The sequence below is a fragment of the Streptomyces sp. NPDC001381 genome (genome assembly GCF_042895685.1).
Classification (GTDB): domain Bacteria; phylum Actinomycetota; class Actinomycetes; order Streptomycetales; family Streptomycetaceae; genus Streptomyces.
The window spans coordinates 191,535-212,144 of record NZ_JBIAWO010000008.1; the positions used below are offsets into that span (position 1 = coordinate 191,535).

5 protein-coding genes and 1 pseudogene are annotated in these 20,610 nt (G+C 71.5%); 5 read left to right on the plus strand and 1 reads right to left on the minus strand.

All coding sequences use genetic code 11. The features are described from left to right. Window position 1 precedes the first annotated feature (1 nt). From ACFY2L_RS30310 to ACFY2L_RS30325, 4 genes and pseudogenes are all read left to right on the plus strand, one after another. Window positions 2-11,410: pseudogene (locus ACFY2L_RS30310) on the plus strand (type I polyketide synthase); the annotation flags it as partial. Window positions 11,411-11,662: 252 nt separating this feature from the next. After that, on the plus strand, window positions 11,663-13,231 hold the full coding sequence (locus tag ACFY2L_RS30315; RefSeq protein WP_390658889.1) for an MFS transporter: 1,569 nt from the start codon (window positions 11,663-11,665) through the stop codon (window positions 13,229-13,231). Window positions 13,232-13,375: 144 nt separating this feature from the next. After that, entirely contained in the window at window positions 13,376-15,394 is a 2,019-nt protein-coding gene (locus tag ACFY2L_RS30320) for a HelD family protein (RefSeq protein WP_390823975.1), read from the plus strand. A 533-nt stretch (window positions 15,395-15,927) separates the two neighbouring features. Then, window positions 15,928-16,701, plus strand: a complete 774-nt coding sequence (locus ACFY2L_RS30325) for a response regulator transcription factor (protein ID WP_390658887.1) — start codon at window positions 15,928-15,930, stop codon at window positions 16,699-16,701. A gap of 522 nt (window positions 16,702-17,223) precedes the next feature. Here the strand turns inward: ACFY2L_RS30325 and ACFY2L_RS30330 are convergent. Then, window positions 17,224-18,738 carry an IucA/IucC family protein gene (locus tag ACFY2L_RS30330; protein WP_390823976.1) on the minus strand — a complete coding sequence of 505 codons (1,515 nt, stop codon included), beginning with the start codon at window positions 18,736-18,738 and terminating at the stop codon, window positions 17,224-17,226. Window positions 18,739-18,834: 96 nt separating this feature from the next. Between ACFY2L_RS30330 and ACFY2L_RS30335 the strand changes: the two genes are divergently transcribed. Then, complete coding sequence (locus ACFY2L_RS30335; protein ID WP_390658885.1) at window positions 18,835-20,577, plus strand: IucA/IucC family protein; 1,743 nt, start codon at window positions 18,835-18,837, stop codon at window positions 20,575-20,577. Window positions 20,578-20,610 lie beyond the last annotated feature (33 nt).

Genomic DNA, 20,610 nt, shown 5'->3' on the forward strand with positions numbered 1-20,610 from the left:
CATGAACAACGAGCAGAAACTTCGCGACTACCTCAAGCGGGCCACGGTCGATCTGCGGGAGAGCCGTCAGCGTGTGCAGGACCTGGAGGAGCGCGCACACGAGCCGATCGCGATCGTGGGCATGGCCTGCCGGCTCCCGGGCGGTGTCGCCTCCCCGGACGACCTGTGGGAGCTGCTGAGCGCCGGACGTGACGCGGTCGGTCCCTTCCCGGACGGCCGCGGCTGGGACCTGGAGAACCTGTACCACCCGGACCCCGACCACCTCGGGACCTCGTACATCCGCGAAGGCGGCTTCCTGTACGAGGCGGACCGGTTCGACGCCGAGTTCTTCGGCATCAGCCCTCGCGAGGCGGCGGCGATGGACCCCCAGCAGCGGTTGCTGCTGGAGACCGGCTGGGAGGCTTTCGAACACGCGGGCATCGCCCCGACCAAGCTCAGGGGCACCCGTACCGGGGTGTACATGGGCGTCATGTACGACGACTACGGCTCCCGCCCCAACACGCCCGAGGGCTTCGAGGGCTACATGCTGACCGGAAGCGCGGGCAGCGTCGCGTCGGGTCGTCTGTCCTACACGTTCGGCCTGGAGGGGCCGGCGGTGACGGTCGACACCGCGTGCTCGTCCTCGCTCGTCGCGCTCCATCTCGCCGCTCAGGCGCTGCGTCAGGGCGAGTGCTCGATGGCGCTCGCCGGTGGTGTGACGGTGATGGCGACACCCGGCACGTTCGTGGAGTTCTCCCGGCAGCGCGGGTTGTCGCCGGACGGGCGGTGCAAGGCGTTCTCGTCGTCGGCGGACGGCACGGGCTGGGCCGAGGGCGTCGGCGTGCTGGTGCTGGAGCGGCTGTCGGACGCGGAGCGCAGCGGGCACCGGGTGCTGGCGGTGATGCGTGGCTCCGCGGTGAACCAGGACGGTGCGAGCAGCCAGCTGACCGCGCCGAACGGGCCTGCGCAGGAGCGGGTCATACGGGCCGCGCTGGCCGACGCGCGGCTGTCGGCGTCCGAGGTGGATGCCGTGGAGGCGCACGGTACGGGTACGCGACTGGGTGATCCGATCGAGGCGCGGGCGCTGCTGTCCGCTTACGGCCAGGCCCGTGGGGACGACAACCCGCTGTGGTTGGGTTCGGTCAAGTCGAACATCGGTCACACGCAGGCCGCGGCGGGTGTCGCGGGCGTGATCAAGATGGTCATGGCGATGCGCGAGGGGGTCATGCCCTCGACGTTGCACGTGGACGAGCCGACCCCCGAGGTCGACTGGTCGGCGGGCACGGTGAAACTGCTGACGCAGGCTCGGCAGTGGCCGGAGCTCGATCGTCCGCGTCGGACGGGCGTGTCATCCTTCGGGATCAGCGGGACCAACGCTCACGTGATCCTCGAAGAGGCGCCGCGCGACCGTGCTGCCGATCCGGTGACCGGACCGGATGCCGATGCACAGCAGCCGGAGCCGGGCCTACCGGCGCTGCCGGCACCGTGGTTGCTGTCGGCCAAGTCGGAGACCGCGCTCCAGGCACAGGCGAGCCGGCTGCTGGCCTGGCTCGCCGACCACCCCGAGGCCGATGACGCCGATGTCGCCGCCGTCCTGACCACCGCGCGCGCTCAGCTGGGCCGGCGCGGCGCGGTGCTCGGCGCCGACCGGGCCGCTCTGCTCGCCGGCCTCACCGCCCTGGCCGCGGGTTCGGCATCCCCGCATGTCGTGTCAGGTGCCGCCACCACCGGCGAGACGGCTTTCCTGTTCACCGGTCAGGGCGCCCAACGTATCGGCATGGGAGCCGGGCTGGACGCCGCGTTCCCCGAGTTCTCCGCTGCCCTCGACGAGGTGTGCGCGGAATTCGACGCCCTGCTCGGGGTGTCGCTGCGCGAGGTCATGTTCGGCGAGAGCGGTGGTGCCGGGAACGGCGTCGGCGACACCGAGCGCATGGCCCTGCTCGACCGGACGGAGTTCACGCAGCCTGCGCTGTTCGCGTTCGAGGTGGCGCTGTATCGCCTCCTGGAGTCGTTCGGCGTGACCCCGGACGTGGTGGTCGGGCATTCGATCGGTGAGCTGACCGCGGCCTATGTGGCCGAGGTGTGGTCGCTGGCCGACGCGTGCCGGCTCGTCGCCGCCCGTGGCCGGCTGATGGGCGCGCTGCCGGCCGATGGAGCGATGCTCGCCGCCGCGGTGTCGGAGGAGCGGGCGCTGGAACTCCTCGCGGCCGGGACGGTGTCGTTGGCGGCCGTGAACGCGCCTGCGGCGGTGGTGTTCTCGGGAGAGACGGCGGCGATCGCCGCACTGGAGGACCGGCTGGCGGACGAGGGCGTGAAGACGACCCGGCTGACGGTCAGTCACGCCTTCCACTCGGCGTTGATGGAGCCGATGCTCGCCGAGTACGAGCAGGTCGCCGGATCGGTGACGTACCGGACGCCACGCATGGACGTGTGCTCCACGGTGTCCGGCGCGCCGGCCGGTCCCGAACTGCTGACGCCGCAGTACTGGGTGCGGCAGGTGCGCGAGGCCGTGCGGTTCGCCCCGGCCGTGCAGTCACTCGTCGACTCCGGCGTGCGCCGGTTCGTCGAGGTGGGTCCGGACGCGGTGCTGGCGGCGCTGACCCGCCACACACTGATCGACGAGGTGGCGTCCCGCTCGCTGGTCGCCGCTGCGTCACGGCGTGGCGTCGACGAGGCCGACCAGTTCCTGCGGTTGCTCGCGGCCGCCCACTGCTCGGGCGTCACCGTCGACTGGGAGCCGCTCTCACCAGGAAGGCCGGTCACCCACCTCGACCTGCCTGTCTACGCCTTCCAGCATCGCCGCTACTGGGTGCAGCCCGACGACGATGCGCTCGGTGACATGGGACGTGCCGGCCTGTCCGCGCTCGATCATCCGATGCTGCGCGTCGCCGCGCCGCTCGCCGGCCGCGACGAATGGCTGTTCAGCGGCAGGCTTTCCACCACCGACCAGTCGTGGATCGCCGACCACACGGCCTTCGGAGCGGTGCTTCTGCCCGGCACCGGGTTCGTGGATCTCGCGTTGGCCGCGGGCGGCCGCCTGGAACTGCCCGTCGTGGACGAACTCGTCCTGGAGACGCCGCTGCTGTTCGACGGTGCCGCTGCCGTGGACGTGCAGGTCTCGGTGGCCGAGCCCGACCACACCGGCCGTCGACGCCTGTCGATCCACTCGCGCGCCGTCACCGGCACCGCGCCGTCCCACCCGGGCGAGCCGGACTGGACGCTGCACGCCACCGGCACCCTCGCCCCCGCCGACGGCGTGACGCCGGCCTGGACCGACCCCGACTGGCCGCCGGCCGACGGCACGCCGATCGACGGCACGCGTCTGTACGACCGGCTCGCCGACCTGGGATTCGGCTACGGCCCGGGCTTCCAGGGCGTGCGCGCCGCCTGGACCAGTGGTGACGACGTGTTCGCCGAGGTGATCCTGGACGAGACGACAGCGGGCCGGGCGGCGGGCTTCGAGGTCCATCCGGCGCTGCTGGACGCGACCTTCCACGCCGCCATCGATGTGCTCGCCGACGACCTCCCCGACGGCAGGCTGCCGCTTCCGTTCTCCTTCGGCGGCGTCCGTGTGTTCCGGCGCGGCGCCACCGCGGTCCGGGCCCGCGTCATCCGTTCGGGATCCGGGAAGGTGCGCGTCGACGCCTGCGACGCCACCGGCGCCGCGGTGCTGTCGATCGACGCCGTGCTCGCCCGCCCCGCGGACGCGAGCGCGCTCGCCGGTGCCCGCAGCCCGCTCTACACGATCGACTGGACGCCGGTGACGGCGCCTGCGGTGCCGGACCGGCACCTGGTCGCACTGGAGCGGCCCGTCGCAGGCTGCGCCGAGACGTTCGTGGATGTCGCGGCGTTCGCGGCAGGCGGGGGCCACACAGGCGCGGCTGTCGTCTGGTCGCCCGAAACGGCGCCGGCGGACGGCGACGACGTCCCCGCGACCATCCGCACCGCCGTGCACAACGCCCTCGCGGTGCTGCGCGACTGGCTCGCCGAACCGGGCTGCGCCGACTCGACGCTGATCGTGCTGACCCGCAACGGAGCGGGTCTGCCCGGTGAGACGCCGGACCCCGCGGCAGCGGCCGTCCGCGGCCTGGTACGCAGCGCGCAATCGGAACACCCGGGGCGCATCGTGAACGTCGACCTCGACGACAACGACCCCGCGGACCTGCACCAGCGGATCGCCGCCGCAGTCGCCACGGACGAACCACAGCTCGCGATCCGCGACGGCGCCACGGTGGCACCGCGGCTGATCCGTGCCACCACCGTCGAAGCGACCGGCGAGCCCTTCGGCGACGGCACGGTCCTGATCACCGGCGGCGCGGGCGGACTGGGCGCCGTCACCGCACGCCACCTGGTCACCCGGCACGGGGTGCGCAGACTGCTGCTCGTCTCGCGCCGCGGCTCCGCCGCGCCGGGTGTCGCGGAGCTGGTCACCGAACTGACCGCGCTGGGCGCCGACGTACGCGTCACCGCCTGCGATGTCGGCGATCGCGCCGAAGTCGCGGCGCTGCTGGAATCCGTACCCGCGCACGAACCGGTGACCGCTGTCGTGCACACCGCGGGCGTGGTCGACGACGGTACCGTCGCGACCCTGACCGCCGGGCAGGTGGACCGGGTGCTCGCCCCGAAGGCCGATGCCGCCTGGCATCTGCACGAACTCACCCGCGACATGGACCTGTCGGCGTTCGTGCTGTTCTCCTCCGCCGGGCCGCTGCTCGGCGGGCAGGGCCAGGGCAACTACGCGGCCGCGAACGCGGCGATGGACGCGCTCGCCCAGGTGCGCCGCAGCGCCGGTCTGCCCGCGCACTCGCTGGCCTGGGGGCTGTGGAAGCGAGGCATGGCGGAGGCATTGAACGACCCGGGTGCCGAACATCTGACACGTCAGATCCGCACGCGTCTCGGTCTGTCCCCGATCGAGCCGGACACCGGCATGCAGATGTTCGACGATGCGTTGACCACCGGCGAACCGATGCTGATGACCGCGCTGCTCGACACACCCGCCCTCACCGCGCTCGGCCGGCTCGGCACGCTTCCCGCGGTGCTGCGCGGCCTGATCCACGTACCGTCGCGCCGCCGGATCGCCGACAGCCCGTTGCGCCAGCGGTTGCTCGACGCCCCCGCCGATCGGTGGGAGACGCTGATCAGCGACGAGGTCCGCACGATCGCCGCCGCGGTCCTCGGCCACGAGTCGGCCGACGCCATCGACCCCGAGACGCCGTTCACGGAACTGGGCTTCGACTCGCTCGGCGGAGTCGAGTTCCGCAACAAGGTGACCGCCGCCACCGGTGTTCAGCTTCCGTCCACGCTGGTGTTCGACTATCCGACCGCCGCCGCCGTCGCGGGCTTCCTGCGGACCCGGGTCGACGGTTCGGCGCCGATGCGGTCGCGCCCCGCCTCGACCAGGACCAGGGCCGACGAGCCGATCGCGATCGTCGGCATGAGCTGCCGGTATCCCGGCGGCGTCGAGAATCCCGACCAGCTCTGGGAACTGATCGCCGGACGCGTCGACGCGATCACCCCGATCCCGGGTGACCGCGGCTGGGACGTCGACCACCTGTACGACACCGACCCCGGCAAACCCGGCAAGATCTACACCCGAGAAGGCGGATTCCTGCGGGCCGCGGGTGATTTCGATGCCGCCTTCTTCGGCATCGGCCCCCGTGAGGCAGCGGCGATGGACCCGCAGCAGCGGCTGCTGCTCGAGGCGTCCTGGGAAGCGCTCGAAGACGCCGGTATCGATCCGACCTCACTGCGGGGCAGCGACACCGGGGTGTACGCGGGCGTCATGTACCAGGACTACGGCTACACGGCGCGCGAGGCCGCCGACGGTGCCGCGGAAGGCTATCTGGCGACCGGATCGGGCGGCAGCGTCGTCTCCGGCCGGGTGTCCTACTCCCTCGGTCTGGAAGGACCCGCGGTGACGGTGGACACGGCATGTTCGTCGTCGCTGGTGGCCCTGCATCTGGCGGTGCAGGCACTGCGCGCAGGCGAGACGTCGCTGGTCCTGGCCAGCGGGGTCACGGTCATGTCGACTCCGATGCTGTTCCAGGAGTTCTCCCGGCAGCGGGCGCTGTCACCGGATGGGCGCTGCAAGGCGTTCTCGAGTGCCGCGGACGGTGTCTCGTGGGCCGAGGGCGTCGGCGTGCTCGCCCTCGAGCGGCTGTCCGACGCGCAGCGACACGGGCGCCCGGTACTGGCCGTGATCCGCGGCAGCGCCATCAACCAGGACGGCGCGAGCAACGGCCTGACCGCGCCGAACGGTCCGTCCCAGGAGCGGGTGATCGCGCAGGCACTGGTCAACGCAGGGGTGGCCGCGGCGGAGGTGGACGCGGTGGAGGCGCACGGCACCGGCACCACGCTGGGTGACCCGATCGAGGCACAGGCGCTGATCAACGCCTACGGACAGGACCGCACCGAGCCGCTGCGGATCGGGTCGTTGAAGTCGAACATCGGGCACGCGCAGGCGGCTGCCGGTGTCGGCGGTGTGATCAAGATGGTGCAGGCGCTGCGGCACGAGGCGTTGCCGCCCACCTTGCATGTCGACGAGCCTTCCCCGCACGTGGAGTGGTCGGCGGGCGCGGTACGGATCCTGACCGAGGCCGAGCCCTGGCCGGCCGGGGAGCGCCCGCGCCGGGCGGGAGTGTCGTCGTTCGGGATCAGCGGGACCAACGCGCACGTGATCCTCGAAGAGGCGCCCGCGGTCCCGCCGCTGCCGGTCGATCCACCGGGCCCGCCGGCCATGCCGCTGCTGCTGTCCGCGCGGACGCCCGCCGCCCTGCGGACCCAGGCGCGCCGTCTGTACGACACGTTGAGTGAGCGTCCGGAGCTCGACCTGACCGACGTCGCGGTGACGCTGGCACTGCACCGCGCGCGGCTCGAGCAGCGCGCCGCCGTCGTGGGCTCGGACCGGGAGACGCTGCTGGCGGCCTTGGCACGCCTGGCAGCCGACGAGCCGGGAACGGGCATCGCCGACGGCGCCGGCCGGACCGGTACGACGGCGTTCCTGTTCACCGGTCAGGGCGCACAGCGGACCGGGATGGGCGCTGGGCTGTACCGGGCGTTCCCGGCTTTCGCGGCCGCGCTCGACGAGGTGTGCGCGGAATTCGACGCGCACCTGGGGCATTCGCTGCGGGATGTGATGTTCGGAGCGGCTGACGAGACTCTGCTGGACCGCACCGAGTACACCCAGCCCGCGTTGTTCGCGTTCGAGGTGGCGATGTATCGCCTCGTCGAGTCGTTGGGCATGACGCCGGACGTGGTGGCCGGGCATTCGATCGGCGAGCTCGCCGCGGCGTATGTGGCCGGTGTGTGGTCGTTGTCGGACGCCTGCACACTCGTTGCGGCCCGGGGCAGGCTGATGGGGGCGCTGCCGGCAGGCGGCAGCATGCTGGCCGCCGCGGTGCCGGAGGGGCGGGCCGTGGAGCTGCTGGCGGCGGTCGACGCCGATCCGGCGGCCGCCGCGGTCTCGCTGGCCGCGGTGAACGCTCCCGACGCGGTGGTCTTCTCCGGACACACCGAGGCGGTCTCGGCGCTCGAGTCGAGGTTGGTGGCCGAGGGCGTCAAGACCAGCAGGCTGCGGGTGAGCCACGCGTTCCACTCCGCCCTGATGGATCCGATGCTGACCGAGTTCGCGGAGATCGCCGCGGGCCTGACGTATCACGAGCCACGCATACCTTTGTGCTCCACGGTCACCGGCGCCTTCGCCGACGACTCGGGGGGCACGCCCGGGTATTGGGTACGGCAGGTGCGCGAGGCAGTGCGCTTCGCCCCGGCGGTGCGGTCACTGCTCGATTCGGGTGTGGGCCTGTTCGTCGAGCTGGGCCCGGACGCGGTGCTGACGACCATGACCCGCGCCACTCTGGCGACAGACCTCACGGCGCGCGCATCGGTAGTCGCGGCGTCCCGTCGCACAGTCGCCGAACCCGAGCAGCTCGTCGCCGCGCTGGCCACCGCGCACTGCGCGGGCCGGCCGGTGCGGTGGGCGGCCTACTTCGGAGCTCGACGGCAGGCACGGATCACGTTGCCCACCTATCCCTTCCAGCACGAACGATTCTGGCTGCTGCCCGCGGAGGCCGCCGCGCCGCTCGCCGGTGCCGACTCCGCCGACCATCCGCTGCTGCACGCCCAGGTGCAGCTCGCCGGCAAGGACGAGTGGCTGTTCACCGGCAGGCTCTCGCTGCGCACGCACCCATGGCTCGCCGACCACGCCGTCTTCGGCACGGTCTTGATGCCCGGTACCGGATTCGTGGAACTGGCTCTGGCCGCCGGCGCCCGGCTCGGCGTGCCGCGCCTGGCGGAACTGGTGCTCGCGGAGCCGCTGGTTCTTCCCGCCGACGGTGCCGCGGACATTCAGCTCGCCGTGGGCGAACCCGACGCCGACGGGCACCGGACCGTGGCCATCCACGCCCGTGCCGCCGACGCCTGGGTGCAGCATGCCCGTGGCCTGCTCACGCCCGCCGTGCCGGCCGCGGCGCCGGGCTGGTCCCAGGTGTGGCCTCCGGTTGCGGGCGATCCGGTCGACGGGCAGCAGGTGTACCGCGCGCTCGGCGACCTCGGCTTCGGGCACGGCCCGGTGTTCCGGGGTGTGCGCGCCGCGTGGTCGCGTGGGGAGGAAGTCTTCGCCGACCTGGCGCTCGACGCCGACACCGCGGCGCGCGCCGCCGCCTTCGGACTGCATCCGGCACTGCTGGACGCGGTGTTCCACGCGGCTGTCGGCCGGCTCGCCGGGGGCGGGACCGACGCCCGGGTGACGCTGCCTTTCGCCTTCGACGGTGTCCAGCTGGCACAGTCCGGCGTGGGTGCCCTGCGTGCCCGCATCGCCCGCGTCGCACCGGACACCTTCTGTGTGGAGGCGGTCGACGCGACCGGTGCCCTCGTGCTGAGCGTGGAGTCGGTGCGGTCCCGCCCGATCGAGCGGCGGGCGCTGGCCCGGCTGCACGGCGCGGCACCGTTGTTCGACCTCGAGTGGGTCGCCGTGCCTGCCGTCTCCACGGCGGACACCGGGCGCATCGTCGTGCTCGGCGCCCCGGCGGCCGTCGAGGCCCCTGAGCCCCCGACGAGCTGTGCCGATCTCGCGGAACTCGCCGTGCTGCGGGATGTTCCCGACACGGTGGTCTGGTCGGCGCCCCGCGGAACCGGTGCCGGCGCGGCGGACATACACGCCGGCGTGCTGAGGACACTCGCACTGTTGCAGGGCTGGACGGCCGCCGAACACCCCGGCCGGCTCGCGATCGTGACGCACACGGCCGCCGGACTGCCCGGCGAGGAACCCGATCTGGTCGGAGCCGCCGTGGCGGGCCTGGTGCGCAGCGCACAGTCCGAGCACCCGGGCCGGTTCCTGCTCATCGACCACGACGGCGACGGCCTGCCGATCAAGTCGCTCGCCGACGCCCTGGCCCAGGACGAACCGCACCTGGCGGTCCGCGAGGGCCGGCTCCTGGCACCGCGCTTGCAGCAGCTGCCCACCACCGAACCGGGCGTGCCGCCGTTCGGCCACGGCACGGTGCTCATCACCGGCGGCACCGGCGGCATCGGCGCGATCGTCGCCCGGCATCTGGTCGCAGAGCACGACGTACGACGGCTGCTGCTGGCATCGCGGCGCGGTGCCGCCGCGGACGGCGCCGCCGAACTGGTCGCCGAGCTGACCGACCTCGGCGCCCACGTCCGGGTCGTGGCGTGCGACGTCACCGAGCGCACCGCGGTCCAGGTCCTGCTGGCCGACATCGACACCGACGCCCCGCTGACCGCCGTCATCCACGCGGCGGGCGTCCTGGACGACGGCACGCTCGACACCCTCACCGCCGCGCAGACGACCCGGGTGCTGGCCCCGAAGGTCGATGCGGCGCTGCACCTGCACGAGCTGACCCGCGATCTGGATCTGTCGGCGTTCGTGCTGTTCTCGTCCGCGGCACCGTTGCTCGGCGGACAAGGGCAGGGCAACTACGCCGCAGCGAACGGCGTCCTGGACGCGCTGGCGCGCGTGCGGCGCAGCGGGGGCCTGCCCGCGCACTCATTGGCCTGGGGACTGTGGACCGTCGGCATGGCAGGGATACTCGGCGGGGACGGCGCCGAGCAGTACGCCCGCCAGATCCGGGCCAGGCTGGGCCTGATCCCGATCGACCCGGAGTCCGGGATGGCGCTGTTCGACAACGCGCTCGCCACCGACCGGGCGACACCGACGACGGCCCTGCTGGACACGGCGGCGCTCACCGACCTCGCGCGCGGCGGCACACTGCCCGCGGTACTGCGCGGCATGATCCGGGTTCCCCCGGCCGCCGCGAGTGCCGGTGTCAGCCTGGCGCGGCGGCTGGCCGCACTGCCCGACGCCGACCGCGGCGGTGCGATCCTGCGCGAGGTGCGCAACGTCGCCTCTGCGGTCCTCGGCCACCTGTCCGGCGACGCGATCGATCCGGACGCGCCGTTCACCGAGCTCGGTTTCGACTCCCTCGGTGCCGTCGAATTCCGCAACCGGCTCGCCCAGCTGACCGGGCTGACGCTGCCGTCGACGCTGATCTTCGACCACCCGACCGCCGCCGACGTGGCGAAACTGGTGCGATCGCTGATCGAGGAATCCGACACCGGCGTGGCCGAGCGGACACCGGCCGGCGTGCGCGGCACGATCACCGACCTGGTGTCGGCGGCGCATCGCCGCGGCGAGCTGGAAGGGGCGATGCCCCTGCTGACCGCGAGCTCGGCTCTGATGACCACGTACTCCGTCGGCGAGGCCGCCGAACACCGCCCGGACGCGCAGCTCCTGGCGCGCGGCGCCGCGGCACCGGCACTGGTGTGCATCCCCTCGTTCCTGGCGGGATCGGGCCCGCACCAGTTCGCCCGCCTGGCCCGCGAACTGGGCGGCGAGCGGCGGGTCAGTGCGTTGCGGCTGCCCGGCATGCGCGCAGGCGAGGACCTGCCGGCGACATGGGCGGCGGCGATCGAGAGCCTCGCCGCGGCCGTCGCGACGGAACTCGAGCGAGGCCCGGTGGCGCTCATCGGCTATTCGGCCGGTGGTGCGCTCGCCCATGCGGTCGCCCGGCGGATCGAAGCCGACGGCGGCGAGCTCGCGGGCGTCGCGATGATCGACACCTACTCCCCGGAAGAGCACGAACTCAACCGCCTCGTGCTCACCGACGCGCTGGGGCAGATCCTGTCCCGGGACAACGCGCTGACCCCCGTCGACGACCACGGCCTGGTCTCCATGGGCGGCTACGTGCGGACATATGCCGAGCGCGAGGCCGAGCCGATCGCCGCGCCGACGCTGGATCTGCGGGCCACCGTGACGCTGAGCAGCTTCGGCGACGTCGCCCCCGTCCCCGACTGGCAACACCGTGGACCGGCCGAGTACATCGAGGCAGATCACTTCTCGATCATCGAGGAACGGGCGGCAGAGACCGCCGCGCACCTCCGGCGCTGGCTCGATGCGCTCGGCGGACATTGATTCCACGGGCGACGCGGTGCGACAGCTCACTGGAGGCAGGAAATCCACTCAGCCGCAACCCCCCGGAAGTAAATTCCGTCGAATCACAAATCTGCCGGAGGCACAAAATTGCTCAGTCTGCAAATCCGGCAGAGGCATATAGTTCGTTCGGCCGCAATAGCCTTGGCAAGAAACTCCGAGCTTGACAGTGTTGTGGGGCTTGCTTATATTCCACTCGGTCAAGGTCCCGCCCGTCGATATCCGAAGGTGTTCATGACCGCGCCCCCAACGCTGCCGAAGTCCAGGCAGCAGTTGATTCTTGCCATTCTTATGCTGTGTTCACTGCTGATCTGGATTGAAAATACCGTCCTCAGTACCACGCTGGAGACCCTCGCGGACCCGGTCCGTGGTCTGGGGGCCGATCCCGGTCAGCTGCAATGGGCGACCGGTGCGTACACTCTGGCCTTCGCCACATTGATGTTCACCGCAGGAGCGCTGGGCGATCGGTTCGGTCACCGGACCGTGTTCTCCAGCGGGTTGGTGATCTTCGCGGGGTCCTCGCTGTGGGCGGCGTACGCAAGCGACGCGGGCCGGCTGATCGCAGCTCGAGCTGCGATGGGGGTGGGCAGCGCGCTGATCACGCCCGCCATGATGGCCATCCTCATGTGGACCTTCACCGGCCCCGCGCGGGCTGCCGCGATCGGCATCTTCTCGACGTCGGCCGGTGTCGGAATGGCTGCCGGCCCGGTGCTGGCGGGGTCCCTGCTCGATCATTTCTGGTGGGGCTCGGTCTTCCTGATCAATGTTCCGGTCGCGGCATTGGCGCTGATCGGGCTCGCCGTGCTGGTTCCGAATTTCCGCAGCCCCACCCGGCGACCGCTGGACCCTGCTGGAATGCTGCTGTCGATCAGTGGGCTCGTGGCGTTGGCCTACGGGCTGATCCGGGCGGGGCAGGTGGCGGAGTGGGGTCGTACCGACGTGTGGGCGCCGATCGTCGTCGGTCTGGCTCTGCTGGCCGTTTTCGTACTCGTCGAACTCCGGCTCAAGGCACCCAGCTTTGATCCGCGACTGTTCGCGCAACGCACGTTCGGTGGCGGCAACGTGGCGCTCGGACTGCTCCTCTTCGGCGTGGCCGCCATCACCTTCTATAACGCGTTCTACCTGCAAGGAGCGCTCGGCTTTTCGCCGATGAAGGCGGGTCTGGCCAATATCCCGACCGCGGTCGGCGCGCTCGCGGGGGCGCCCCTCGCCGCGCGCCTGGTCCGCCGTCTGCCGCTGCGCCTCGTCACCGTACCGGCGCTGACCGTGGCTGCGCTGACCATGGGCGGGTACGGGTTGCTCGGACTCGACACCCCTCTCGTGTGGATCGAGATCCTGTTGTTGATACAGGGTTTCTCGGTCGGCATGGTGATCGGCCCCGTCACGGCCGCATTGATCGGCGACCTGCCGTTGGAACAGGCGGGTGCCGGATCGGCCGTCACCAACACCGTGCGACAGACCGGCAGCGTGATCGGAATCGCAGTAGGCGGCACGATCATGTCGATCACGTACCGGCACGCGATCGAACCGTCGCTGGAGGGTGCACCCGGTCCGGTGCAGGATCAGGCGCGCGTCTCCGCCGAACAGGCTCGCCATGTCGCCACCACCATCCACCGGCCCTCTCTTGCGCAGGCCGCCGACAACGCGTTCATCCATGCCATGCACGTCGGCGCGGGCTGGATCGCGGCCATCGCACTCCTCGGAGCAGCCGTGCTGCTGATCACCTCGCCTGCTGCCGGAAAGAAGAAGAGCCCGACACCGGAGCCGGACCACGAAGAGGCCCCCGCGGCTCGCCTCGCCTGATCTTCCCCATTTTTCCGCGCGTGGCAAAACATCGCCGCCGGCATCCAAGGGCGGGCTCGCCCATAAGGAAGGAGACCCCTGTTGTCGAAAACCAATGATCCCGCGGTGCGTGCGGTTGAATTGGAGCGGGATTATGTTTCCTCCTTGTACGAACTGCTCGCCGAACGGCTTTCGGAGGCGCGAGCAGACCGGGCGAGTGTGCTGAAGGCCCCGGCGGACAGCGCCGGTGAGGCATACGAGAGAGAAAACGCCGCCGAGCGTCTGGCCAAGGAAATCGGCCGGCTGGAGAGCGCCGAAAAGGGGCTGGTCTTCGGGCGCATCGACTGGACGGACGGCACGGCCCTGCGCATCGGGCGGATCGGACTGCACACGGAGGAGGACGACCTGCCTCTGCTCGTGGACTGGCGCGCGAACGCGGCGCGGCCCTTCTACGAGGCGACACCGGTCCACCCGATGGACCTGCGGCGGCGCCGGCACCTGCGCCTCGAGGAGCGCACGGTCGTCTCGGTGAGCGACGAACTGCTGGACGGGACCGCGCCGACCGACGAGGACGTCGTGGGGGACGGCCCGTTGACCGAGGCTCTGTCGGCACGGCGTACGGGCAGGATGCACGCGGCCGTCGCGACCCTGCAGGCCGAGCAGGACGAGATCGTCCGCTCCGCCCACCGCGGGGTGACCGTGGTACAGGGCGGGCCCGGCACCGGCAAGACGGTGGTCGCCCTGCACCGGGCGGCTTATGTCCTGTACGCGTTCCCGCGCGCCATGGAGGAGGGTGTCCTGGTGGTGGGCCCGAACGCCCGCTTCCTCGACTACATCTCCCAGGTCCTTCCCTCGCTCGGAGAGAACGACGTCGTTCTGGCGACCTGCCAGGAACTGGCCGGAGTGTCCACGGACACGGTCAGCCCGTTCGACACGGCGCGTCTCAAGGGAAGGTCCGACCTCGCCGACGCCCTGGCCGGCCTGGTGCGCGTCCACCAAGCCCCCGCCGGTGACTTCACCGTGAGGGTCGGACAGGAACTCGTTCACCTTTCCGGCGAGGAAGTCGCCACGGCACGCGATGCCGCCCTGGCAGCCGTATCGGGGCACAACCCCGCGCGCCAGGTGTTCAAGGAGCTCCTGGTCGACGCCGTCACCGACGCGATGCAACGGGACATGGGCGACCTCCTGGAGCAGATCGACGCCGATGCCGAAAGGATGACGGGCCTGAACCTCGACCGGTTCACGGGAGTCGCCCAGCGCCGTGCCGAAGGTGCGGCCGACCCGGGGCCGGTCCACGAGCTGGACCTGGACGCCATCCGAGCCGATCTCCTCGACGACGCCGGCGTCGACCGAGCCGTCGAGGCGTTGTGGCCGCGGCTGGTACCCGGTGACCTCCTGAAGGCGCTCCTGACGGACGCCGGCGCTCTCGCCGAGCGCCTGCCCCGCCTGACCGATCAGGAGCGTTCCCTTCTGCTGCGCGGTCCGGACGACCCGTGGACCGATGCCGATGTGCCGTTGCTGGACGAGGCGGCGAGCCTGGTCGACGGCCCCCCTCGGCGCACGTACGGGCACGTCGTCGTCGACGAGGCGCAGGAACTGACCGCCATGCAGTGGCGGATGATCGTCCGCCGCTGCCCGGCAAGGGCGATGACGCTGGTGGGTGACTTCGCCCAGTCAGGCCCGGTCGCGACCGCACGCGACTGGAAGGAAGCACTGAGCCCTCACGTCGGACCGCGGTTCAGACTGCACAACCTGACCGTCAGTTACCGCACCACGCAGGAGATCCTGGAGAGCGTCCGGGACCTGCTCACGCGGATCGCTCCGGACCAGAAGCCCACACGGTCGCTGCGAAGCGGTGAGAGCCCCCGCACCGTGACCACACCTTCGGACGGGTTGGTCACCGCCGTCGTCCAGGAACTCCGCGCCCAGAGCACCGCGCACCCGGGCGAGCTTCTGGGGGTGATCTGCGCGGACACCAGGGTGAGCGAGCTGACGGCCCAGGGCATCGCTCACCGCGCACGCATCCTGCCGGCGTCCGAAGCACGAGGTCTGGAATTCGACGGGGTCGTCGTCGTGAACCCCGAGGAAATCATCACAGCCCGCCCCGGTGGGGAACGGGACTTGTACGTAGCCCTGACCCGGGCCACCAAGCGCCTCTGCACCATCACCGTCCAGCCCGCCTGACGACTCGGCGCCCGCGTCGTCACCGCGGGCGCCGCCGGCATCACGCGGCCTGGTCCAAGCCGACGATGTTCAGACCCCCTTCGCGCAGCGGGGTGAAGTCGGCGTCGGGCTTCGGGCCGTTGCCCGAGGGCGGACCGACCGAAACATCGCAGCCCCGCCCTCACAGATCAGTACGCCCCGTCGCGTACGACAGGTTGTGCCCTCCGGAAGTTCGACTGTACGGCGTACGAAGTCGACCACCATTCCCGGACACTCGTCCCCGTGCACCGCTCGGCCAACCGGATCGCCGGGATGAACCCGGCATACGCGATCAGGTCGGGGCCATCGAACGCGGCAAACAGTTCCGCGGGCCTGTGCGGAATTTTTACTTGAAATTTTTCTTCAGAGATGCCTCGTCGACCGGGCGTGGTGTCTAGTCCGGGGTGGACAGTTCCCGTCACTCCGTGCCATGCTCATCTATCAGGGGGCGGACCTTCCAGGTTTCAACGTGACGAAATGGGGGGCACTGATATGGGTAACGGGGGATCGCTGGCATGGGCAGCGTGAAGAACAGGTTATTTTGGCAACCGATTTCTAGTGGTGAAAGTCACGAAAACTATGGCAGTCGGACACTCGACTTGGCGCCTGCCATGTCTGGCGGACGAGCTTCCCTGCAGGTTGGACGATCCCCGTCACAGACTGGGATAGCGCTGATCATCGAAGACGGCATTCGTCGATACAGTATCGAGGGAATGCTCCGTTCGCTCGACATCCAGTTGACGGTTAAATCCGTCACGGATGCCGAAGATCTCTCGGCTTTCTGCAACGGCCGGCTGGTCATTTCGGACATCAATGCTTTGGAGTCCGTACCCGGCGACATCGCTGAAAAGCTGCGTATGCAGAACACGCGGGTACTGATCCTGGTGGATTCGGCAGACGTTGTCGAGCAATCGTGGGCCGACCATGCAAGTGGTTTCCTGGACTGGGAAGATCTCTGCCCCGTGTCCCTGCGTGAAGCGATCGTCGACGTGCAGGCCGGACGATTTCATGTGTCGGCGACCCTGGCGCGACGGTCCGTGACCGCGTCCGACCAGGCCGGTGATGACACCACCTCGAAGCGCGCGTCGATGATTTCACTGACGGCACGTGAACACCAGGTGCTGCGCCTGATTGCCGAGGGGCTGAGCAACCGACAAGTCGCTCGATCGCTGAGTGTGTCTGAACATGGGGTCAAGCGCACGGTCGGCATCATTCTGGCCAAGCTCAACTGTCCAAATCGGACTCTTGCGGTTGTTCGGGCCATGGAGTCGGGGCTCCTCGTCATGTGAGGTGTCGACCGATTGGCGAAGTCCTGTCCGCCGGCACGGCCGGTCCAGAAATGATCTTCTTGATGGACCGCGCCATTGGGGCAGGCTGTCCTCTCTCGGTCGCGCCCGCCCCTGCTTGACGAGCAAGCAGCGAGGGCTGGGGTATTCGCGAATACCCCAGCCCTTGAGTCTGTGAATTGCTGCCCCGAATTTCCCCCTGGGCTCATTGATTCCCGACGGGAATAAGCCTCTTGAGGTCGGGTGCCCTGTTTCCCTGCCATGTCGGCCGTACCCGGATTGCGGCGAACAGTGCTCAATATTTCGCTACTGACCTTGTCCGCGCTCCACCGCTCTTCGGGCCCGGCCAACTTGTCGGCGCGCTGCCGCAGTTGGCTTTCCCTCGGTTCCGGAGTGAGGGCGGCCGCGGCAATTGACGGCATTCGGTGCCCGTGTCGCGGACAGCGCCGGTGAGGCAGACAAGGGAGAAGGCGGCGCCGAGCGTCTGGTCAAGGAAACCGGCCGACCGGAGCACCCGAAGCGACGTCAGTCCGTGTCCGGGGCCAGCGGGTTGGGCAGTTCGGCCCACTGGTCCCCGGTCACGCCGGGTGACAGCCGCATCAGCGTCAGCGCCTTCGCCGGCAACGGCCGCTCGCACAGCGCCGCCAGATCGGCGGTGCGCGGCAGCTCCCGTACGGCCGTCTCCAGCGCCGCCCGCAGCGCCGTACGGCTCCCCGTGGTGGCCGCCAGCGATCCCGCGACCAGGGAGCCGTACAGCTTGCGCCGCAGTGCCGTCACGTCGTCCGTGAGGATGCGCGCCGGCAGGCCGTCCGGCAGCGGCACGCCGTGCCGGGCCAGACGGGACGGGGCGACACGGATGTCGGCGAGGTCGCGGTAGACCAGCCGCAGCGGGGTGCCCGACGCCGACAGGACGACGAGGAGGTTCTGACCGTGCGCCTCCAGGGCCACCCCCAGCTCCAGCAGGCGCAGGCCGACGGTCAGGGCCAGCCGCGCGAACCCGGCCGACCATGCGGGGGAGTCGGGCAGGCCGGTGCCGGCGAGGGCGGCCACCGGGACCACGTGCTCGCCCGGGCCCGCGTACACCGCGGGCGACTCCCGCAGCACCGCCGCCAGATCCGGCGAGTCGGGGGTCGCCGCGCCCAGGGTGCGGGTGACGTGCAGCAGGCCGTCCGTGCGCGCGGCGAGGGTCTCCGCGAAGGCCGACAGGGCCGCCGAGGAGGCGACGGACGCCACGGAGATGTCCCGCACCGAGGACGTCAGCCGGGCACTCAGCGCGGTCTTCACATGCGGTCCGCCGGGAATCGCCAGCGTGCGCAGCGACATCAGCGGATGCGCCGTCACCCCCCGCTCGCACGACCGCTTGAGCACGTGCGCCGCCTGCCACGGATGCACCGGGATCAGCAGCCGGTCCCCGTCCCGCAGGTCCTCGGGCCACGCGCCCGACACCAGGCACTCCCCGGCCGGCACCGGAAGCAGCCCCAGCCGCACCGACGGGCGGTGCTCCGGCCCGTACGCCAGCTGCTCGGCGACCGAGAAGCCGGGCCGGGAACGGCAGTTGGGGTGATACGGGTGCCCGTCGACGACCCGCTGCTCCCACTCCCAGTCGTGCACCGGCCACGCCTGGTCCGGGGACACCGGCTCCTGCGCGGCCCGGGAGAGCGCCAGCGAGGCGGCGCTGTGCCCGAGTTCGGCGGCGAAACCCCCGCCGTGCGGCACCGCGAGCTCCGTCATCAGCCGCGCCGGATCGTCGTACGCCACCCGGTCCAGCCGTACCTCGGTCACGTACCCCGCGGTCGCGTACGGGTCCGCCCGCGGGCCGTGCAGCCGGCGGCCGTCCGGCAGCCGCAGGGTGAGACCCTGCCGGCCGGACTCGCGGCGGGCGATCCAGGGCAGCGGTTCGTGGGCGAGGGCCCGCCACAGCCGGGTCAGCACGGCCGCCCGGGCGCCGGGCAGCGCGGCGGCGAACCGGGGTCCGAGAGCGGGGCGCAGCACGGCCAGTTCGGCCGCCACCTCGGACTCGGCGGTGGGGGGTCGGTGCACGGGTGGGCTCCTCGGGGTGCGGGTACGTCAGTCACGGAGGGGCCGTGACGACAGCGATACTGATCGTCTCCGCCCAGAAGAAACCGTAGGGAACGAGTGGATCGCGTGGATCTCATCCCCCCGCCCGCCGAGACCGCGGCGCCCGCCGACGCAGCCGTGGACGACGCCATGGCCGACGCCCGCGCGGTCGCGCCGTTGCTCAACTGTCTCCTGCGGGAGGTGGCCGAGCCGCTGCCGGGGGCCTCCGCGACGGACGGGCGGGCGCTGTACCGGCTGCCCGGCACCGGCCGGCTGCTGCGGGTGCGCGGCACCCGGCGGCCCGCCGGGCCCGAGGTCCGCTCGGCCGGCGTCTGGCAGCCGCTCGGCCACACCGAACTGGTCAAGCTGGTCGCGGAGGAGTTGCGCCGCCACACCGGCCTGTCCAACCACGAACTGCCCGCCGAGATGATCGACAGCAGGGACGCGGTCGCCGCGCTGCTCGCGGCACGCGCGCGTGCGACCCCGCCCCCCGGCCGCTACCGGCGCTCCGAGCAGTCCCTCGTCACCGGCCACCCGCACCACCCCGCCCCCAAGGCGCGCGGCGGCGGCCCGGTCGCCGGCTGGCTGCCGTACGCCCCCGAGGCGTACGCCGCGTTCCCGCCGGCTCTGCTGGGCGTGCGCGAGGACCTGGTCGTCGAGGAGGGCGACACCTCCGCGCTGGACGCGCTGGGCGCGGCCCCGCCGGGCTACCGGCTGCTGCCCGCCCACCCCTGGCAGCTCGACCTGGCGGCCCCGGCGCTGGCCCCGGCGTTCGCCGACGGCCGTCTCGTCCGGCTCGGCACGGCGGGCTTCACGGCCTGGCCGACGGCGGCCGTGCGCACCCTGTACGCGCCCGGGCGCGATCTGTTCCTCAAGTTCAGCCTCGATGTGCGCATCACCAACGACGTCCGCCGGCTGTGGCGCCACGACCTGCTGAAACTGCGCCGCACCGACGCGGCGGCCACCCGGGCCTTCGCCGCGCTCGACAGCCCGGCGGCCTGGCTCAGCGACCGCGGCTACCGCACCGCGTCCTTCGCGTTCGAGGAACTGGCCGTCCTGGTCCGCGACGGCCTCGACGGCCATGTCCTGCCCGGCGCCACCCCGCTGCTCGCCGCGGGTCTGGTGGAGGGCTTCGAGGGCAGCCCGCTCGGCGGTGCCGGCCCGCTCCACGGGGCCGGGCCGTTCGACGAGGCCGGCCCGCTCGGCGGGGCCGCGCGACCGGCGGGGGGCGGTGCGGCGGCCCGGGCGACCAGTGGCGCGGCGGGCCGCTCGACGGGTGGCATGGCGGTCCGCTCGACGGGTGGTGCGGCGGCCGGGGGTCCGGTGGGTCCGGCGGCCGGGGGTCCGGTGGATCCGGCTGTCTGGTGGGAGGCGTATCTGAGGGTGGTCGTGCCTCCGGTGCTCGCGGTGTTCGCCGACCACGGCGTCGTGCTGGAGGCGCATCTGCAGAACACACTGGTCGCCGTCGACGAGGACGGCATGCCGGTGCAGGCCGTGTTCCGGGACGCCGAGGGCGTGAAGCTCACGGCGGACGTGGAGCGGGCCGCGGGCTGGGAGCGGCTGGTGTACTGCCTGGTCGTCAACCATCTCACCGAGATCGCCGCCGTCCTCGCCGAACGGCACCCCGGCTTCGACCCCTGGCCGGCCGCCCGCCGCGAACTGGCCCGCCACGACCTGCCCGAGGTGCGCGGTCTGCTCGCGGCGCCCACCCTGCCCGGCAAGACCAACCTGCTGCTGCGCTGGACCGGCGCGGACGGCGCCGACGCCCGCTACCTGCCGCTGCCGAACCCGCTGGCCCGCGGACGGGACGCCCCGGCGTGATCCGTCCGGGCGCGATCCGCACGTACATGATCT